This window comes from Pseudomonas sp. S4_EA_1b (assembly GCF_016307435.1).
Classification (GTDB): Bacteria; Pseudomonadota; Gammaproteobacteria; order Pseudomonadales; family Pseudomonadaceae; genus Aquipseudomonas; species Aquipseudomonas rhodesiae.
Genome location: NZ_JAEILC010000051.1, coordinates 64,733 through 82,442, shown reverse-complemented (window position 1 = coordinate 82,442; position 17,710 = coordinate 64,733). Strand labels below are relative to the sequence as shown.

Annotated in this window: 17 protein-coding genes; 13 read left to right on the top strand and 4 right to left on the bottom strand. The window is 60.6% G+C overall.

Annotation, left to right across the window (positions count from 1 at the left end; all coding sequences use genetic code 11):
- Positions 1 to 103 precede the first annotated feature (103 nt).
- The 7 genes from mreC (at position 104) to tldD (ending at position 10,143) form a co-directional block, all read left to right on the top strand.
- Entirely contained in the window at positions 104 to 1,216 is a 1,113-nt protein-coding gene (gene mreC, locus YA0848_RS18080) for a rod shape-determining protein MreC (RefSeq protein ID WP_080758674.1), read from the top strand.
- On the top strand, positions 1,216 to 1,704 hold the full coding sequence (gene mreD / locus YA0848_RS18075) for a rod shape-determining protein MreD (RefSeq protein ID WP_034095896.1): 489 nt from the start codon (positions 1,216 to 1,218) through the stop codon (positions 1,702 to 1,704). The genes mreC and mreD overlap by 1 nt, the downstream gene beginning before the upstream one ends.
- 51 nt (positions 1,705 to 1,755) lie before the next feature.
- Positions 1,756 to 2,352 carry a Maf family protein gene (locus YA0848_RS18070; protein ID WP_169902811.1) on the top strand — a complete coding sequence of 199 codons (597 nt, stop codon included), beginning with the start codon at positions 1,756 to 1,758 and terminating at the stop codon, positions 2,350 to 2,352.
- Positions 2,353 to 2,422: 70 nt separating this feature from the next.
- Positions 2,423 to 3,880 (top strand): ribonuclease G, encoded by a 1,458-nt coding sequence (gene rng / locus YA0848_RS18065; RefSeq protein ID WP_034095898.1) that lies wholly within the window; start codon positions 2,423 to 2,425, stop codon positions 3,878 to 3,880.
- Positions 3,881 to 3,956: 76 nt separating this feature from the next.
- Complete coding sequence (locus YA0848_RS18060; protein WP_198731380.1) at positions 3,957 to 7,772, top strand: YhdP family protein; 3,816 nt, start codon at positions 3,957 to 3,959, stop codon at positions 7,770 to 7,772.
- Between the two features lie 63 nt (positions 7,773 to 7,835).
- Entirely contained in the window at positions 7,836 to 8,684 is an 849-nt protein-coding gene (locus YA0848_RS18055) for a carbon-nitrogen hydrolase family protein (RefSeq protein WP_169867984.1), read from the top strand.
- Positions 8,685 to 8,700: 16 nt separating this feature from the next.
- On the top strand, positions 8,701 to 10,143 hold the full coding sequence (gene tldD / locus YA0848_RS18050; protein ID WP_034095901.1) for a metalloprotease TldD: 1,443 nt from the start codon (positions 8,701 to 8,703) through the stop codon (positions 10,141 to 10,143).
- Positions 10,144 to 10,188: 45 nt separating this feature from the next.
- Here tldD and yjgA read toward each other — a convergent pair whose 3' ends face one another.
- A complete protein-coding gene (gene yjgA / locus YA0848_RS18045) occupies positions 10,189 to 10,710 on the bottom strand; it encodes a ribosome biogenesis factor YjgA (protein ID WP_034111774.1) in 522 nt (173 codons plus the stop codon).
- Between the two features lie 108 nt (positions 10,711 to 10,818).
- On the opposite strand from yjgA, the gene pmbA reads away from it, so the two are divergent.
- The 6 genes from pmbA to YA0848_RS18015 all read left to right on the top strand — a co-directional run bounded on the left by pmbA (position 10,819) and on the right by YA0848_RS18015 (position 16,079).
- Positions 10,819 to 12,165, top strand: coding sequence for a metalloprotease PmbA (pmbA, locus tag YA0848_RS18040; RefSeq protein WP_034095903.1), 1,347 nt, complete (start codon positions 10,819 to 10,821; stop codon positions 12,163 to 12,165).
- A 152-nt stretch (positions 12,166 to 12,317) separates the two neighbouring features.
- Complete coding sequence (locus YA0848_RS18035) at positions 12,318 to 12,713, top strand: hypothetical protein (protein WP_034095904.1); 396 nt, start codon at positions 12,318 to 12,320, stop codon at positions 12,711 to 12,713.
- The gene (locus YA0848_RS18030) at positions 12,706 to 14,082 is read left to right on the top strand and encodes a class II fumarate hydratase (RefSeq protein ID WP_034095905.1); all 1,377 of its coding nucleotides are present in this window, start codon (positions 12,706 to 12,708) and stop codon (positions 14,080 to 14,082) included. Before YA0848_RS18035 ends, YA0848_RS18030 begins: the two co-directional genes overlap by 8 nt.
- A gap of 28 nt (positions 14,083 to 14,110) precedes the next feature.
- Entirely contained in the window at positions 14,111 to 14,539 is a 429-nt protein-coding gene (locus tag YA0848_RS18025; RefSeq protein ID WP_169902808.1) for a hypothetical protein, read from the top strand.
- 1 nt (position 14,540) lies between these two features.
- Positions 14,541 to 15,152, top strand: a complete 612-nt coding sequence (locus YA0848_RS18020; RefSeq protein WP_034095907.1) for a superoxide dismutase — start codon at positions 14,541 to 14,543, stop codon at positions 15,150 to 15,152.
- A 33-nt stretch (positions 15,153 to 15,185) separates the two neighbouring features.
- Positions 15,186 to 16,079: a ZIP family metal transporter gene (locus YA0848_RS18015; protein ID WP_034095908.1), complete on the top strand. Its 894-nt coding sequence runs from the start codon at positions 15,186 to 15,188 to the stop codon at positions 16,077 to 16,079.
- A gap of 12 nt (positions 16,080 to 16,091) precedes the next feature.
- Here the strand turns inward: YA0848_RS18015 and YA0848_RS18010 are convergent, their stop codons facing one another.
- Genes YA0848_RS18010 through ptsN form a run of 3 tightly spaced genes read right to left on the bottom strand, consistent with a single transcriptional unit; the run spans position 16,092 to position 17,705 of the window.
- Complete coding sequence (locus YA0848_RS18010; protein WP_034095909.1) at positions 16,092 to 16,364, bottom strand: HPr family phosphocarrier protein; 273 nt, start codon at positions 16,362 to 16,364, stop codon at positions 16,092 to 16,094.
- A 16-nt stretch (positions 16,365 to 16,380) separates the two neighbouring features.
- The gene (rapZ, locus tag YA0848_RS18005; RefSeq protein ID WP_034095910.1) at positions 16,381 to 17,238 is read right to left on the bottom strand and encodes an RNase adapter RapZ; all 858 of its coding nucleotides are present in this window, start codon (positions 17,236 to 17,238) and stop codon (positions 16,381 to 16,383) included.
- 2 nt (positions 17,239 to 17,240) lie between these two features.
- On the bottom strand, positions 17,241 to 17,705 hold the full coding sequence (gene ptsN / locus YA0848_RS18000) for a PTS IIA-like nitrogen regulatory protein PtsN (RefSeq protein WP_034095911.1): 465 nt from the start codon (positions 17,703 to 17,705) through the stop codon (positions 17,241 to 17,243).
- Between the last annotated feature and the right edge of the window lie 5 nt (positions 17,706 to 17,710).

Here is a 17,710-nt window from a genome sequence, read left to right as displayed (position 1 = left end):
CACTTTGCAGTGCTGCCTGTTGGCGTTTATCTTCTTCAATCTGCATCCAGGCCGGTTTGATGCCGTATGAATAAAGAGAATATTTGCCTGGGAGGAGCGGCCTATTAAACCGCTTTTCGCCAAAGGCCCCTCATTGGGCGTGCGCTTATTGGTGCTGGTCGTGCTTTCGGTCGCGCTGATGGTGGTGGATGCGCGCTTCGCACTGCTTAAGCCGGTGCGCAGTCAGATGTCGCTGGTGTTGATGCAGACTTACTGGATCACCGACCTGCCGCAACGTCTCTACCAAGGCGTGGCCAGCCAATTCGGCAGCCGCACCGAGCTGGTCGCCGAGAACGAAAAACTCAAGACTGAAAACCTGCTGCTGCAGGGGCGCATGCAAAAGCTCGCGGCCCTGACCGAGCAGAACGTTCGGCTGCGCGAGTTGCTCAATTCTTCTGCGCTGGTCAACGAAAAGGTCGAAGTGGCCGAGTTGATCGGCATGGACCCAAACCCCTTTACCCATCGCATCATCATCAACAAGGGTGAGCGCGACGGCGTAGTCCTGGGCCAGCCGGTGCTGGACGCGCGTGGTCTGATGGGCCAGGTGGTGGAGCTGATGCCCTACACCTCGCGGGTACTGTTGCTGACGGACACCACCCACAGCATTCCTGTGCAGGTCAACCGTAACGGGCTGCGCGCGATTGCCAGTGGCACCGGCAACCCCGAGCGTCTGGAGCTGCGTCATGTGGCCGATACCGCCGACATCAAGGAAGGCGACTTGTTGGTCAGTTCCGGCCTGGGTCAGCGCTTTCCGGCGGGTTACCCGGTGGCGACGGTCAAGGAAGTGATCCACGATTCCGGCCAGCCCTTCGCCATCGTGCGCGCCGTGCCTACCGCTGCCTTGAATCGCAGTCGCTATCTGTTACTGGTATTCAGCGATAACCGCACCCCGGAAGAGCGCGCCAATGAAGCTGCGCAGGCTCAGGAAGCGGAAGACAAAAAGAACGGCACTGCGCCGATTATTCCCGCGACCGTGCCCAAGCCCGCTCCGGCAAGCCCAGTGACTCCAGCAGCAGCCCCGGCAGCGACTGCCCCTGTGGCCACGCCGGCCAAGCCTGCGGCCCATAGCGCGCATCCAGTCAAACCCGCCGCTACTAAGCCGCCAGCAACCACAGCACCTGCCGCCAAGCCTCCTGCGGTTGCGGCGCCGGCCACCACGCGGCAGAGAGAGGAATAATGGCCAGTACCCATTCGCGAAATGGCTGGATCGTCTGGCTAAGCTTTGCCATCGGCTTGCTACTCAGCGTGTCACCGCTGCCTCAGTTCATGGAGATCCTGCGTCCGCTCTGGCTGGCGTTGTTGCTGGCGTTCTGGTCCCTGAACCTGCCGCATAAAGTCGGCATGGTCACCGCCATGTTCCTGGGCTTGGCGGAGGACGTACTCTATGGCACCTTGCTGGGCCAGAACGCGTTGATCCTGACCCTTATTACGTTCCTGGTGTTGTCGTTGCAGCAGCGTCTGCGCATGTTTCCGATGTGGCAGCAATGCCTGGTGATTCTGGTGATTTTCGGCCTGGCGCAGTTGGTGCAGCTGTGGCTCAGTGCCCTGACCGGTAACCGTCAGCCAACCCTGGCGCTGGTATTGCCCGCGCTGGTCAGTGCCTTACTGTGGCCGTGGATCAGCTTCGGTCTGCGTGGGTTATGTCGTCGCTACAAGATCAATTGAACGGATTGCGAGGCTCTGCCTGGTTATCGAACCCTACAGGGAGAGTCTGCAATGAATACCCTTTATCTGGCCTCCGGTTCTCCCCGGCGGCGTGAACTGCTGACTCAGATCGGTGTGCCTTTCACCGTCGTCAGTGCCGCTATCGATGAAACTCCTCTTGCCAATGAATCCGCTGTTGCCTACGTCAAACGTCTCGCGCGCGGCAAGGCCATGGCCGGTTTCGCAGCGCTTGGGCAAGCTTCGGCGGCCTGTGTATTGGGCGCCGATACCGCTGTGATCGTGGATGGCCTGATCCTCGGCAAACCCGTGGATCAGGCCGACGCTTTGGCCATGTTGATGGCCTTAGCAGGGCGTGAACATGAGGTTCTGACCGCGATTGCTCTGACTGACGGCCAGCGTTGTGAAACGCAATGTGTCAGCAGCCTGGTACGTTTTCGCGCAATTAGCGTGGAGGAGGCGACCGCCTATTGGCGCAGTGGCGAGCCCCAGGACAAGGCGGGCGGCTATGCTATTCAAGGGCTTGGCTCGATTTTCGTTACCGGGCTCAACGGCAGTTATTCCGCCGTGGTTGGCCTGCCGGTGTGCGAAACCGCACAACTGCTCGCCCAATTCGGCATACCCTGTTGGCAAAACCTTACCGTGCGCTGAATGCCTGACTCCAGCGCCCAGCCTTAAGCGATCGGTCACTATTGTGAAAACGCCTGAACGAGACCCAGCCATGAGTGAAGAGATTCTGATCAATATCACGCCGATGGAATCGCGCGTGGCGGTGGTAGAGAACGGTGTTCTGCAAGAAGTGCACGTCGAGCGTACTCAGAAACGCGGGATCGTAGGCAATATCTACAAAGGCAAAGTCGTGCGGGTATTGCCGGGGATGCAGGCGGCATTCGTCGACATCGGCCTGGACCGTGCCGCGTTCATCCATGCCTCGGAGATCTCGCTGCGCGAGGGCCCGGCGGTCGAAAGCATCAGTGCCCTGGTGCACGAAGGGCAGAGCCTGGTGGTGCAAGTCACCAAGGACCCCATCGGCTCCAAAGGGGCACGCCTGACCACACAACTGTCGATTCCGTCGCGCTACTTGGTGTATATGCCGCGTACCGCGCATGTCGGCATATCCCTGAAGATCGAAGACGAAGCCGAGCGCGAGCGCTTGAAAAAAGTGGTCAGCGACTGCGTGGCCGCCGAGGGCATCAAGGAAGCAGGTGGTTTTATCCTGCGCACCGCCGCCGAAGGGGCCGGCGCTGACGAGATCCTCATGGACATCCGTTATCTGCGGCGGTTGTGGGACCAGATCGGCGCACAGATCAAGACTATCGGCGCGCCCAGCGTGATCTATGAAGACTTGGGCCTGGCCCTGCGTACTCTGCGCGATTTGGTCAGCCCAAAAATTGAGAAGATTCGCATCGACTCGCGGGAAACCTTCCAGCGCACCACGCAATTCGTTGTAGAGCTGATGCCGGAAATCGCTGACCGCCTGGAACACTACCCCGGTGAACGGCCGATTTTCGACCTGTATGGCGTCGAGGACGAAATCCAGAAAGCCTTGGAGCGCAAGGTGCCGCTCAAGTCCGGCGGCTATCTGGTGGTGGACCCGGCGGAGGCCATGACTACCATCGACGTCAACACCGGTGCGTTCGTCGGCCATCGCAACCTTGAAGAAACCATTTTCAAGACCAACCTCGAAGCGGCCACGGCTATCGCCCGCCAACTGCGCCTGCGCAACCTGGGCGGCATCATCATCATCGACTTCATCGACATGGAAGATGAAGAGCATCAGCGCCAGGTGTTGCGCACCCTCGAAAAACAGCTGGAACGCGATCACGCCAAGACCAATATCATCGGCATCACCGAGCTGGGTTTGGTGCAGATGACCCGCAAGCGCACCCGTGAGAGCCTGGAACAAGTGCTGTGCGAACCGTGCAGCAGTTGCCAAGGACGTGGAAAGCTGAAAACCCCGGAAACGGTTTGCTATGAGATTTTCCGGGAAATCTTACGAGAGGCGCGGGCTTACCAGGCCGAAGGTTATAGAGTGCTTGCCAATCAAAAAGTGGTCGACCGTTTGCTGGATGAAGAGTCCGGTAACGTCGCCGAACTTGAGGGGTTTATCGGTCGCACGATTCGCTTTCAGGTCGAAACCATGTATTCCCAGGAACAATACGACGTGGTGCTGCTCTGATCCCGCAATCGCTTCTTTTTAATGAGACCGGCGGCACTGACCTGCCGCCCGACTACTGCCTTGAGGGTCGCCTGACATGGAGCGTCTGACACGCTTTTTTGCCGCCTTGACCCGTTGGGGCCTGGGCCTGTGCGCCTTGCTGCTGGTGTTGGCGGCGGTGTACGTAAGCCTTGGACGTGAATTGACCCCGCTGGTGGCCGAGTATCGTGCCGAGGTCCAGGCCAAGGCGGAGGCCGCGCTAGGCATGCCCATGCACATCGGCAGCCTTGAAGGCCGCTGGAGCGGCTTCGCGCCCGTGCTGCTCGCCCATGACGTGATGGTGGGCGAGGGCAGCAGTGCCTTGCGCCTGGATCAGGTTGAAGTGGTGCCGGATATCTGGGCCAGCCTGACCGCCCGTGAAGTGCGCATCGCCCACCTGCAGCTCAGCGGGCTGCAACTGAGTGCCAAGGAAGACAAGGACGGCCGCTGGGCCTTGCAGGGCTTGCCGTTACAGGACGATCAGCCCCTCGACCCGCAGCAACTGCTTACCCGCATGCAGATGGTCAAGCGTGTGTCGCTGCTCGACAGCCAGGTAACCTTGCAGCCGTTCGATCAGCCGCCGCTGACCCTGACTTACGTGGGACTGAGCCTACACACCGGCATGACCCGCCAGCGTCTCGACGCGCGCCTGACCCTGCCCGACGGCCAGCCGCTGGCCATGAGCCTGCGCAGCCGCATCCGCGCCAGCCAATGGAGGGATGCCGAGATCCAGGCTTACCTGAGCCTGCCTCAGAGCGACTGGGCCAAGTGGATTCCGGCTCGACTGACGCAGCAGTGGAAACTCACGCAATTGAAGGCCGGTGGCGAGTTCTGGCTGAACTGGGGCAACGGCACCGTGCAAAGCGCCGTGGCGCGCCTCAATTCGCCTCAGGTCAAAGGCAGCTACGCCGAGCGCAAGCCCGTACATATCGAAAACCTTGCCCTTACCGCGTATCTGCAACGTAGCGAGACAGGCCTCAAAGTACTGTTCGATTCGCTGGCGATGAGCCTGGGGGAAACCCGCTGGGAATCGCGCCTGCAATTGCAGCAGACCTTGGCCACCGATAAGGACCAGGAAGTCTGGAAACTACAGGCCGATCGGCTGGACCTGACCCCCATTACCCCGTTGCTCAACGCGCTGGCGCCGCTGCCGGAGGGTTTCGCCAAAACCGTCGAGCATCTCAAGGCGACGGGCTTGTTGCGTAATGTGCTGGTGGACTTCCGCCCCCAGGACAGCACCGATGAAAAAGTCAGTTTCGCCGCCAACCTCGAACGCGTGGGTTTCGATGCCTATTCCGGCGCGCCGGCCGCGCGCAATGTATCCGGCAGCATCAGCGGTAACCTGGGCCATGGCGAGCTACGCATGGACAGCAAGGATTTTTCCCTGCACCTGGACCCGATCTTCGCCAAGCCCTGGCAATACATTCAGGCCAATGCGCGCCTCACGTGGACCTTGGACAAGCAAGGCTTCACCCTGATTGCGCCTTACATCAAGGTGCTGGGGGAGGAAGGCAAGATCGCCGCCGACTTCCTGATCCGCCTGCATTTCGACCACAGCCAGGAAGACTACATGGACCTGCGCGTCGGCCTGGTGGACGGTGATGGACGCTTTACCCCCAAATACCTGCCGGCGGTGTTGAGCCCGGCCCTGGATGAATGGCTGCGCACGGCGATTCTCAAGGGGGCGGTGGACGAAGGCTTCTTCCAGTACCAAGGCTCGCTGAACCACGATGCGGTGCGAGCGGCGCGCAATATCAGCCTGTTTTTCAAAGTGCATGACGCCGAGCTGGCCTTCCAGCCGGGCTGGCCTCATGTGAGCAAGGTCGATGGTGAGGTGTTCGTCGAGGAGAGCTGCGTGCGCATTCTGGCCAGCAAGGGCCAGTTGCTCGACACTCAGGTCAAGGACATCTACGTCAACATTCCCCACGCTCCGGCGGGCAAAGACAGCCATCTGCTGCTCACCGGCAATTTCGCCGGCGGCCTGGGCGACGGTTTGAAAATCCTGCAGGAGGCCCCGATCGGCACGGCGTCGACATTCGCCGGCTGGAAGGGCGAGGGCGATCTGCAAGGTAAGCTCGACCTGGACATCCCCCTGGCCAAAGGCACAGAGCCCAAGATCGTGGTGGATTTCCAGACCGATAAGGCCCGCCTGCAGTTGGCCGAGCCAACCCTGGACCTGACGCAGCTCAAGGGCGATTTCCGTTTCGACAGCGCCAAGGGGCTCAGTGGCCAGAACATCTCCGCCCAGGTGTTCGAGCGACCGGTCACGGCGCAGATCTTCGCCGATGGCAAACCGGGCAATATCAGCACCCGCGTGGTTGCTAAGGGCCAGGTCACGGTCAAGCGGCTGACCGACTGGTTGAAAATCACTCAGCCGTTGCCCGTGTCCGGCGATATCCCCTACCAGTTGCAACTCAATCTGGACGGAGCCGACAGCCAACTGATGGTCAGTTCCAACCTCAAAGGGGTGGCGGTGGATTTGCCGGCACCGTTCGGCATGCCGGCCAGTCAGGGGCGTGACAGCACATTCCGCATGACCTTGCAGGGCGCCGAGCGGCGTTACTGGTTCGACTACGGCGAGCTGGCGAATTTCACCTTCGCTGCGCCGCCGGACAAATTCAATGAGGGCCGCGGTGAGCTGTTCCTCGGTGACGGTGACGCGGTGCTGCCGGGTGGCAAGGGGTTACGGGTTCGTGGCGTGCTCTCGGAGCTGGATATCGACCCTTGGAAAAAACTGGTTAATCAGTACGCCGGCAACGATCCTGGCGGCAGCGCCAAGCAACTGCTGAGCAGTGCCGATTTCAAAATCGGCAAGCTTACCGGCTTGGGCACCCAGTTCGATCAGGTCAGTTTGCAATTGGACCGCAAGCCCGCTGCCTGGACCATGCAGCTCGACAGCCAGCAGGCCAAGGGCCGCGTGAGCTTGCCGGACGCCAAGGGCGCGCCGATTGTGGTCGACCTGCAGTACGTAAAACTGCCGGCCGTGGATCCGACCGTCCAGGCGGATGAAAATGCGCCGGACCCGTTGGCGAGCGTCGATCCCAAGGATATTCCGGCGCTGGATATCAGCATCGATCAGTTGTTCCAGGGGCCTGACCTGATAGGGGCCTGGTCGCTGAAGATCCGGCCTACCGCCAAAGGCTTGGCCTTCAACAATCTGGATCTGGGCCTCAAGGGCATGCAGCTCAAGGGGGCAGGTGGTTGGGAAGGTGCGCCGGGCGATAGCAGCAGTTGGTACAAAGGCCGCTTGGACGGCAAAAACATCGCCGATGTGCTCAAGGGCTGGGGCTTTGCACCAACCGTGACCAGCGAGGACTTCCATCTGGATGTGGACGGTCGCTGGCCGGGCTCGCCGGCCTGGGTGGGGCCGAAACGCTTCTCCGGCAGCCTGGACGCTGCATTCCGCAAAGGCCAGTTCGTCGAAGTGGAAGGCGGAGCTCAGGCCCTGCGGGTGTTTGGCCTGCTCAACTTCAACTCCATCGGCCGTCGACTGCGTCTGGACTTCTCCGACCTGCTCGGCAAGGGATTGAGCTATGACCGCGTCAAAGGCCTGCTGGCGGCCAGCAATGGAGTATTCGTCACCCGTGAGCCGATCACCCTGACTGGGCCGTCGAGTAACCTGGAACTCAATGGCACGCTGGACCTGGTAGCCGATCGCGTCGATGCGAAGCTGCTGGTGACGTTACCGGTCACCAATAACCTTCCGATTGCCGCATTGATTGTCGGTGCGCCAGCGGTGGGTGGTGCCCTGTTCCTGATCGACAAGCTGATCGGCGACCGTGTGTCACGTTTCGCCAGCGTGCAATACAAGGTGGAAGGGCCCTGGAAGGACCCCAAAATCACCTTTGACAAGCCATTCGAAAAACCAAACTGAGTGCCTGCGCGGTAGCATGGGGGCTCTTTTTTCCTGGTGCATGTCCATTGCGGAGTAGGCCCCATGTCCTTTGCGGTAATTCAAATGGTCAGCCAGAGCGACGTGCTGGCCAACCTGGCGCAGGCTCGGCGCCTGCTTGAGCAAGCGGCGGCGGGCGGGGCGAAACTGGCGGTGTTGCCGGAAAACTTCGCTGCCATGGGCCGTCGCGATGTGGCGGACATCGGTCGCGCCGAGGCACTGGACGAGGGCCCGATCCTGCCATGGTTGAAACAAGCCGCCCGCGACCTCACCTTATGGATAGTGGCTGGTACGTTGCCGTTGCCGCCAGAGGGCCAACCGCAGGCCAAGTCCAACGCCTGCTCGCTATTGATCGATGACCATGGCGAAATCGTTGCCCGTTACGACAAGCTGCATCTGTTCGATGTGGACGTTGCCGATGCGCGAGGTCGCTATCGCGAGTCCGACGACTATGCTTTTGGAAGCAACGTGGTGGTGGCGGACACGCCGGTGGGGCGCTTGGGCTTGTCGGTGTGTTATGACCTGCGCTTCCCGGAGCTGTACAGCGAATTGCGTGCAGCGGGGGCCGAACTGATTACCGCGCCGTCGGCGTTTACCGCAGTGACCGGCGCTGCGCATTGGGATGTGCTGATTAGGGCACGGGCCATCGAGACCCAATGCTACCTGCTCGCGGCGGCTCAGGGCGGTGTGCATCCGGGGCCACGGGAAACCTACGGCCACGCGGCGATTGTCGACCCGTGGGGACGGGTGCTGGCACAACAGGATCAAGGCGAAGCGGTGCTGTTAGCTGCTCGCGACAGCAGTGAACAAGCGTCGATTCGGGCGCGCATGCCGGTGGTCAACCACCGGCGCTTTTTCTCGCAGGGCGCACAGCGGCCTGCTTCGGAACGATGAATTTAAGGCCAAATCTATGAGCGAGTTGTTGTCCTCAGTCAGTGAACACCTCCTGGCACCCGGTGGCGTGACCATCGAAAACTTGCAAACGGTGCTGGGTGATCTGGCCGGGCCGGGCATCGACGCGGCCGACCTGTATTTCCAGGGGCAGATTTCCGAGTCCTGGTCCCTGGAAGACGGCATCGTCAAGGAAGGCAGTTTCAACCTTGACCAAGGCGTGGGCGTGCGTGCGCAGTCCGGTGAAAAAACCGGCTTTGCCTACAGCAACGCCATTACTCTGGAAGCCCTGGGGCTGGCGGCTCGCGCGGCGCGCTCGATTTCCCGCGCCGGCCAGCATGGCACGGTGCAGGCGTTCAGCAGCCAGGACGTGGCCCAGCTATACGCACCGGATAATCCTTTGGAAGTGATCAGCCGTGCCGAGAAGGTCGAGCTGCTCAAGCGTGTCGACGCCGCCACTCGCGCCCTCGACCCGCGTATCCAGCAGGTCAGCGTCAGCATGGCCGGTGTGTGGGAGCGCATCTTGGTGGCATCCACCGATGGCAGCCTGGCGGCGGATGTGCGGCCGCTGGTGCGCTTCAACGTCAGCGTGATCGTCGAGCAGAACGGCCGTCGCGAGCGCGGCGGCCATGGCGGTGGCGGGCGAACCGATTACCGTTATTTCCTCAGTGAGGATCGTGCCATGGGCTATGCCCGTGAAGCACTGCGTCAGGCATTGGTGAATCTGGAAGCCATTCCGGCGCCAGCGGGCACGTTGCCCGTAGTGCTGGGGTCGGGTTGGTCCGGGGTGTTGCTTCACGAAGCAGTGGGCCACGGCCTGGAAGGTGACTTCAACCGCAAGGGCAGCTCGGCCTACAGCGGGCGCATGGGCGAGCGCGTGGCGTCCTCACTGTGCACCATCGTCGACGACGGTACCCTCGCCGGTCGCCGTGGTTCGCTGAGCGTGGACGACGAAGGCACCCCTACCGAGTGCACCACCTTGATCGAAAACGGCGTGCTCAAGGGCTATATGCAGGACAAGCTCAACGCGCGTCTGATGGGTGTGGCACGCACCGGTAACGGTCGGCGCGAATCCTATGCGCACCTGCCGATGCCGCGCATGACCAACACCTACATGCTGGCTGGCGAAAGCGACCCGGCGGAAATCATCGCCTCGGTCAAACGCGGCATCTACTGTGCCAACCTCGGCGGCGGCCAGGTGGATATCACCAGCGGTAAGTTCGTGTTTTCCACCAGCGAGGCGTATTTGATCGAGGACGGCAAAATCACCGCGCCGGTCAAAGGCGCCACGTTGATCGGCAACGGGCCGGAAGCCATGAGCAAGGTGTCCATGGTGGGTAACGATCTGTCCCTGGACAGCGGCGTGGGTACTTGCGGTAAAGATGGGCAGTCGGTGCCGGTGGGTGTCGGCCAGCCAACGCTGAAGATTGATGCGATCACCGTGGGGGGCACGGGCTCGTAAGCACGGGAGCTTCGGGTGGCGAAGGCCGCCACCCGGGGAAGAGGATCAGCGCAGGCCGCGTTGAGTCTCGTCCAGCTCACGGATGTACTTGAAGATTTTACGGCTGGTGGCCGGCGCCTTGTTATGCGCCAGCTCGTGCTGGGCCTGACGGATCAGGGAGCGCAGTTGTTGGCGGTCCGCGTCCGGGTAGTCCAGCACGAACTTCTCCAGCACCGCGTCATCGCCCGAGATCAGGCGGTCACGCCAACGCTCCAGGTTATGGAAGCGTTCGTTGTACTGGCGAGTGGAGGCATCGGTTTGATCGAGCAAGGTGAGAATGGCGTCAATGTCCTGATCGCGCATCAGCTTGCCGATAAACGAGATATGCCGTTTGCGCGCGATATTCGAGGTGTGCTTGGGCGCATCCGCAAGCGCCCGGCGCATTTCGTCGGTCAGTGGCAATTTGGCAATCAAGTCTTTTTTGAGCGTTGTAAGGCGCTCGCCGAGGTCAACCAGAGCATGCAGCTCACGTTTGACCTGGGATTTGCTTTTCTCCCCATCGAGGGAGTCGTCGTAAGAATCAACCATGGTGGCAGTCCGCAAAGAAACGCCGCCATGATAACCAGTCGGGGGCCGCTTGTCCGGCCCGGTCGCTCGATGGCCTTAACCGAAAGCAGAATTTGAGTGGAGAAAACCATGAGTGCAGCCCAAAGCGTCGGTCCGCAAGCGTTACCGGCACTGCAGGAACAAGTCGAGCAGATTCTTGCCGAGGCCAAGCGCCAGGGGGCCAGTGCCTGTGAAGTCGCGGTGTCGCTGGAGCAGGGGCTGTCGACGTCGGTGCGTCAGCGTGAAGTGGAAACTGTTGAGTTCAATCGCGACCAGGGGTTTGGCATCACCTTGTATGTGGGGCAGCGCAAAGGTTCGGCGAGTACCTCGGCCAGTGGCGCGGAGGCGATCCGCGAGACGGTTGCCGCTGCATTGGCGATCGCCAAGCACACTTCCGAGGATGAAAGTTCGGGTCTGGCCGATAAAGCCCTGATGGCCAAGGATGTAAAGGACTTTGATCTTTTCCATGCCTGGGACATCACCCCGGAACAGGCCATCGAGCAGGCGCTGGTCTGTGAGGCCGCCGCGTTTGACGCCGATTCTCGGATCAAGAACGCCGATGGCACCACGCTCAATACCCACCAAGGCTGCCGTGTATACGGCAACAGCCACGGTTTTATCGGCGGTTACGCCTCCACTCGCCATAGTTTGAGCTGCGTGATGATCGCCGAGGCCAATGGCCAGATGCAGCGGGATTACTGGTATGACGTGAACCGTCAGGGCGAACTCCTGGCTGACCCTGTCAGCATCGGCCAGAAGGCCGCGCAGCGTGCCGCGAGCCGCCTGGGCGCGCGTCCGGTGCCGACCTGCGAAGTGCCGGTCCTGTTTTCTGCGGAACTGGCCGGCGGTTTGTTCGGCAGTTTCCTCGGGGCGATTTCCGGCGGCAATCTGTATCGCAAATCCTCGTTCCTGGAAGGGGCAATCGGCCAAACGCTGTTTCCAGAATGGCTTACCATCGATGAACGTCCACACTTGATGCGTGCCATGGGCAGCACCTCGTTCGACGGTGATGGCTTGGCGACCTATGCCAAGCCGTTCGTCGAGAAAGGCGAGTTGGTGTCCTATGTGCTGGGTACTTATTCCGGTCGCAAGCTCGGGTTGCCCAGCACCGCGAATGCGGGGGGCGTGCATAACCTGTTCGTGACCCACGGCGATGAAGATCAGGCAGCGCTGTTGCGGCGTATGGGCCGTGGCCTGCTGGTCACCGAGTTGATGGGCCATGGCCTGAACATGGTCACCGGTGACTATTCGCGCGGCGCGGCGGGGTTCTGGGTGGAGAACGGCGAGATTCAGTTTGCCGTCCAGGAAGTCACCATTGCTGGCAATATGCGTGACATGTTTAAGCAAATCATTGCGGTGGGGAATGACGTAGAGCGGCGCAGCAACATCCACACCGGTTCGGTATTGATTGAGCGGATGACGGTCGCCGGCAGCTGATCCTTCCGACTGACCGCCCACAAAAAAGGCGCGCCATCTCACAGATGGCGCGCCTTTTTTGTGGGCGGCTGAAAAGTCGACTTAACGCCTATGCTTGTTTTGATTCTCAATATCATTTAATAATAAATATCATTACCGAGCGAGTGTGGATCATGAATTCTGTCCTGCACGAGGATCCTTACCTGGAAAGTTGGCGCTGGATGAGCCGTCAGATCCGCTGCGGTCTGGACCCCAACGAACCGCGGCTGATCGAACATTACCTCAGCGAGGGTCGATACCTGGCGTGCTGCACCGCAACGCACCCGTGGACCATCGCTGAAACCTCGTTTCGCCTGTTGATCGACACCGCCAGTGATATCGCCTTGCCCTGGCACTGGCGATCACTGTGTCTGGATCAAGCCTGGCGCCCGTTGCGCGACCTGGAAAAACTCTCTCATTGCGCCTGTCGCCTCAAGCGCTGGCAGGCCTTTGCCTGGCAGTTGGCAACGTGCCAGTTGCTGCCGTCCCTTTCTGTTTCTGACCTGGTGCAAGGATCTTCCGATGAGTAACACCCGTATCGAACGCGACAGCATGGGCGAACTGCATGTTCCCGCCGATGCCCTGTATGGCGCCCAGACCCAACGCGCGGTGAACAATTTCCCGATCAGCCATCAGCCAATGCCCGCGCAGTTCATTCGCGCGCTGATCCTGGCCAAAGCGGCGGCTGCCAAGGTGAACGTGGAGCTCAAGCAAATCAGCGAAGGGCAGGGCAAGGCCATCGTCGATGCCGCCCAGGGCTTGCTGGAAGGCGATTACATGCGCCATTTCCCGGTGGATATCTTCCAGACCGGCTCCGGCACCAGCTCCAATATGAATGCCAATGAAGTGATTGCAACCTTGGCCAGCCGTTTGCTGGGTGAGGCGGTCAACCCCAATGACCATGTGAACTGCGGCCAGAGCAGCAACGACATCATTCCCACCACTATCCATGTGAGTGCCGCACTGGTCCTGCATGAGCAAGCGCTGCCGGCTCTGCTGCATCTGGTGCAGGTGATCGAACACAAGGCTGAAGAGGTTCACCCCTTTATCAAGACCGGCCGTACACACCTGATGGACGCCATGCCCGTGCGCATGAGCCAGGTACTCAACGGTTGGGCGCAGCAACTCAAGGCCAATATCGGCCACTTGCAGGATTTGCTGCCCAGCCTGCAAGCCTTGGCCCAAGGCGGGACTGCGGTGGGCACTGGCATCAACGCACATCCGCAATTCGCGGCGCGCTTCAGCCAGCAACTCAGCAGCCTGACCGGCGTTAAGTTCACGCCGGGCAAGGACCTATTTGCATTGATTGGCTCCCAGGACACCGCCGTCGCCGTTTCAGGCCAGTTGAAAGCCACTGCGGTGTCGCTGATGAAAATCGCCAATGACCTACGCTGGATGAACTCCGGTCCGCTGGCAGGTCTGGGTGAGATCGAGTTGGAGGGGCTGCAACCGGGCTCGTCGATAATGCCGGGCAAGGTCAATCCGGTGATTCCGGAAGCAACCGCCATGGTCGCAGCGCAGGTGATCGGCAATGACACGGTAATCACCGTCGCCGGTCAGTCCGGCAATTTTGAGCTAAACGTGATGCTGCCGGTCATCGCCCAGAACTTGCTCAGCAGCCTGGAGCTGCTAGCCAGCTCCAGCCGCCTGCTGGCCGATAAAGCCATCGCCAGCTTCAAGGTCAACGAAGCCAAGCTCAACGAGGCGTTATCGCGCAATCCGATTCTGGTGACAGCGCTCAACCCGATCATCGGTTACCAGAAAGCCGCTGAAATCGCCAAGAAGGCCTATCAGCAGGGGCGTCCGGTGCTCGATGTGGCGCTTGAACACACCGATTTGCCGCGCAGCCAATTGGAAACGCTGTTGGACCCGGAAAAACTCACCGCCGGCGGCGTGTAATCACCCCACCCTGCTTTGGAGGCTCACCATGGAGCACTGGAAACGCACGATCGAACGGGCTAATCGATGCTTCATGCAGGGCGAATGGGTGGACGCGCGCGAGGCGTATCTGCAGGCCCTTGCCCTGGCCCAGGTGCTGTTCGAACGCTGGGCGGATGCCGACGAGGCCGTGGCAGCCTGCGTGATTTCCCATCACAACCTCGCGGACGTGCACCTGCGCCTCAACCAGCCGGAAGAAAGCGCGGAGTATCTGTGCGCCATTCACCAACGCTTGCTGCAGACCATGCAGGACCCACGCCTCACCCCGCAACTGCGTGACGCCGCAGCGCGCCAGAGCAGCAAAACCTACGTTGAACTGTTGAATTTCATCAGCGAGCACGGCGAGTACCCGCGTACCCATCGCTTGCTCGGAGGTGCCGCAGCCCAACCGACCACGCCTCACTACGGAGCACACTGATATGGCTTACACCTTGCCTGCCTTGCCTTATGCCTACGATGCCCTGGAGCCGCACATTGATGCGCAAACCATGGAAATTCACTACACCAAGCACCATCAGACATACATCAATAACCTCAACGCAGCGGTGCAAAGCACTGAGTTCGCTGAATGGCCGGTAGAAAAACTGGTCGCCAGCGTACAACAACTGCCGGAAAAACTGCGTGCGGCTGTGATCAACCAAGGAGGCGGGCACGCCAACCATTCTTTGTTCTGGGAAGTGATGTCGCCCCAGGGCGGCGGCAAACCGGAGGGCGTGCTGGGTCAGGCAATTGACCAGCAGTTGGGCGGTTTCGAGAGCTTCAAAGAGGCGTTTACCAAAGCGGCGTTGACCCGCTTCGGCAGTGGCTGGGCCTGGTTGAGCGTCACCCCGCAGAAGACACTGGTGGTGGAAAGCAGCGGCAATCAGGACAGCCCGTTGATGAATGGCAATACGCCGATCCTTGGCCTGGATGTCTGGGAGCACGCGTATTACCTGCGCTATCAGAACCGCCGCCCGGAATACATCAATGCCTTCTACAGTGTTATCAACTGGCCAGAAGTCGCCGCCCGCTATCAGGCTGCCATGGCTTGATGCGTCTCTCCATGACAAGCACTAAGGCCGACTATGGGCACTGAAACTCTGGCGATCGGCAGCGTGCGATTGTTTCGTTATGCATTTGGCTCGCTGCTGCTGTTGGCAGGTACTGCATTGCTGGTGGCCCATGGTCTGGCTTGGCTCGACTTGGAACCGCGCATCCTGCGGGCGCTGCAGGGTGGTTCGATTTGCGCCCTGGGCACTGCACTGGGCGCGGTGCCGGTATTGGTGATAAAACGCATGCCGGCTGCCTTGAACGATACGTTGCTAGGCTTCGGGGCGGGTGTGATGCTGGCTGCCACCGCGTTTTCGCTGGTGGTGCCGGGCATCGCGGCAGCTGAAAGCCTTGGGCTTTCGCCCTGGGGGGCCAGTGGCCTGGTCAGCTTCGGCATCATGCTGGGGGCGTTCGGGCTTTATTTGGTTGACCGCAAGGTCTCAGGCGCCAGCCCGGAAATGCTGGTGGGTACGCCGGAGCACCCGGTGATTGCGCCACGCATCTGGCTGTTTGTGTTTGCGATCATTGCCCACAACATTCCTGAAGGCATGGCGGTGGGCGTATCGGCGGGGGGCGGTATGCCGGATGCCGATAGCCTGGCCATGGGCATTGCTTTGCAGGATGTACCCGAAGGCTTGGTGATTGCGTTGGTGCTGGCGGGTGCGGGCATGTCGCGGGTCAAGGCCTTCATGATCGGCGCCGCGTCGGGGTTGGTCGAACCCGTATTTGCCGTGCTCTGCGCCTGGCTGGTAAGCCTGGCGGAAATGCTGCTGCCCCTTGGGCTGGCGCTGGCCGCTGGGGCGATGCTGCTGGTGGTCACTCACGAAGTGATCCCGGAGTCGCGGCGCAATGGCCACGAAAAGCTAGCCAGCCTGGGCCTATGTATCGGGTTTTGCGTGATGATGGCGATGGATACCGCGTTGGGATAAAGCGCCGGGAGGTTATTCCCCTTCGTCGAAGAAGTTGTTGATCAACTCTACCAAGGCGTCCATTGCCTCTTTTTCTTGATCGCCTTCGGTCTCCAGGTGAATCGTAGTGCCCTTGCCGGCCGCCAACATCATCATCGCCATGATGCTTTTGCCATCAACCATCGACTCCGGCGTGCGTCCTGCGCGGATCTTGCAGGGGTATTTTCCAGCAACGCCGACAAATTTTGCCGAGGCCCGGGCGTGGAGGCCCAGCTTGTTGATGATTTCAATTTCACGAGCGGGCATCGCGTGAGTGTTCCTTTCAGCTGAGGTCGCGGTGGCGAACCTGGACGTTCTTGAGGGTTTGTTGCAGCACCTGACCCAGGCGCTCCGTCAGGTAAACCGAGCGGTGATGGCCGCCGGTGCAGCCGATGGCAATGGTCACATAGGCTCGGTTGCTTGCGGCAAAACGTGGCAGCCACTTGAGCAGGTAAGTGGAGATGTCCTGGAACATCTCCTCCACATCCGGTTGCGCCGCCAGGTAATCAGCGACCGGCTGATCCAGCCCGGACTGGTCACGCAATTCCGGCTTCCAGTAAGGGTTAGGCAGGCAGCGCACATCGAACACCAGATCGGCGTCTACCGGCATGCCGCGCTTGAACCCAAAGGACTCCACGAGAAAGGCCGTGCCAGGCTCCGGCTGGTTCAGCAGCCGCAGCTTGATAGCATCGCGCAGTTGATACAGGTTGAGGCTGGTGGTATTGATCTTCAGGTCGGCCAGATCGATGATCGGCCCCAGCAGCTTGGTCTCGTCCTCAATCGCTTCGGCAAGGGAGCGATGGGGGCTGCTGAGCGGGTGGCGCCGCCGGGTTTCGGAGAAGCGCTTGAGCAGGGTCTCCTCGTCGGCATCCAGGTACAGCACATCGCAGTGAATATGCTTGGCGCGCACTTCCTCCAACAGCTCAGGGAACCGGGAAAGGTGGCTGGGCAAGTTGCGGGCATCGATCGACACGGCAACCAGCGGCTGCGCTAGCTCAGTGTGGATCAGCGCGCGTTCGGCCAGTTCCGGCAGCAACCCGGCGGGCAGGTTGTCGATGCAATAAAAGCCACTGTCCTCCAGAACATTCAGGGCAGTACTTTTACCAGAGCCGGAGCGGCCACTGACGATGATCAAACGCATGATTACTTCTCGTTTTGTTCATCCAGAACAACCTGATAGAGCGCTTCATTGCTGCTGGCGCTGCGTAGTCTGTTACGTACTTCCTTGCGATCAAGCATGCTGGCGATCTGCCGAAGCAGTTCCAGATGCGCATCGGTGGCAGCTTCCGGGACCAGCAGGACAAACAGCAGGTCGACCGGTGCGCCGTCGATGGCGTCGAAATCGATGGGGGCTTCCAGGTGTATCAGAGCGCTTATCGGATCTGCGCACCCTTTGAGGCGGCAGTGTGGAATCGCGATGCCGTTACCAAAACCGGTGGAACCCAGTTTTTCACGGGCGACGAGCGCCTCGAAGACATCTTGCATCTCCAGATCCGGCACTTCGCGAGCGATCAGGTTGGCAATTTGTTCGAGGGCTTTTTTCTTGCTGCCGCCCGGCACGTTCACGAGGGAACGGCCGGGGGTCAGGATAGTTTCAAGTCGGATCATGGGGG

Excerpts from the sequence above, each read along its gene's own strand:
- YA0848_RS18055 (WP_169867984.1), top strand. The coding sequence starts at position 7,836 with ATGTCCTTTGCGGTAATTCAAATGGTCAGCCAGAGCGACGTGCTGGCC.
- tldD (WP_034095901.1), top strand. The coding sequence starts at position 8,701 with ATGAGCGAGTTGTTGTCCTCAGTCAGTGAACACCTCCTGGCACCCGGT.
- YA0848_RS18015 (WP_034095908.1), top strand. The coding sequence starts at position 15,186 with ATGGGCACTGAAACTCTGGCGATCGGCAGCGTGCGATTGTTTCGTTAT.
- rapZ (WP_034095910.1), bottom strand. The coding sequence starts at position 17,238 with ATGCGTTTGATCATCGTCAGTGGCCGCTCCGGCTCTGGTAAAAGTACT.
- rng (WP_034095898.1), top strand. The coding sequence starts at position 2,423 with ATGAGTGAAGAGATTCTGATCAATATCACGCCGATGGAATCGCGCGTG.
- ptsN (WP_034095911.1), bottom strand. The coding sequence starts at position 17,705 with ATGATCCGACTTGAAACTATCCTGACCCCCGGCCGTTCCCTCGTGAAC.
- YA0848_RS18060 (WP_198731380.1), top strand. The coding sequence starts at position 3,957 with ATGGAGCGTCTGACACGCTTTTTTGCCGCCTTGACCCGTTGGGGCCTG.
- pmbA (WP_034095903.1), top strand. The coding sequence starts at position 10,819 with ATGAGTGCAGCCCAAAGCGTCGGTCCGCAAGCGTTACCGGCACTGCAG.
- YA0848_RS18070 (WP_169902811.1), top strand. The coding sequence starts at position 1,756 with ATGAATACCCTTTATCTGGCCTCCGGTTCTCCCCGGCGGCGTGAACTG.
- YA0848_RS18035 (WP_034095904.1), top strand. The coding sequence starts at position 12,318 with ATGAATTCTGTCCTGCACGAGGATCCTTACCTGGAAAGTTGGCGCTGG.
- yjgA (WP_034111774.1), bottom strand. The coding sequence starts at position 10,710 with ATGGTTGATTCTTACGACGACTCCCTCGATGGGGAGAAAAGCAAATCC.
- YA0848_RS18025 (WP_169902808.1), top strand. The coding sequence starts at position 14,111 with ATGGAGCACTGGAAACGCACGATCGAACGGGCTAATCGATGCTTCATG.
- YA0848_RS18030 (WP_034095905.1), top strand. The coding sequence starts at position 12,706 with ATGAGTAACACCCGTATCGAACGCGACAGCATGGGCGAACTGCATGTT.
- YA0848_RS18010 (WP_034095909.1), bottom strand. The coding sequence starts at position 16,364 with ATGCCCGCTCGTGAAATTGAAATCATCAACAAGCTGGGCCTCCACGCC.
- YA0848_RS18020 (WP_034095907.1), top strand. The coding sequence starts at position 14,541 with ATGGCTTACACCTTGCCTGCCTTGCCTTATGCCTACGATGCCCTGGAG.
- mreD (WP_034095896.1), top strand. The coding sequence starts at position 1,216 with ATGGCCAGTACCCATTCGCGAAATGGCTGGATCGTCTGGCTAAGCTTT.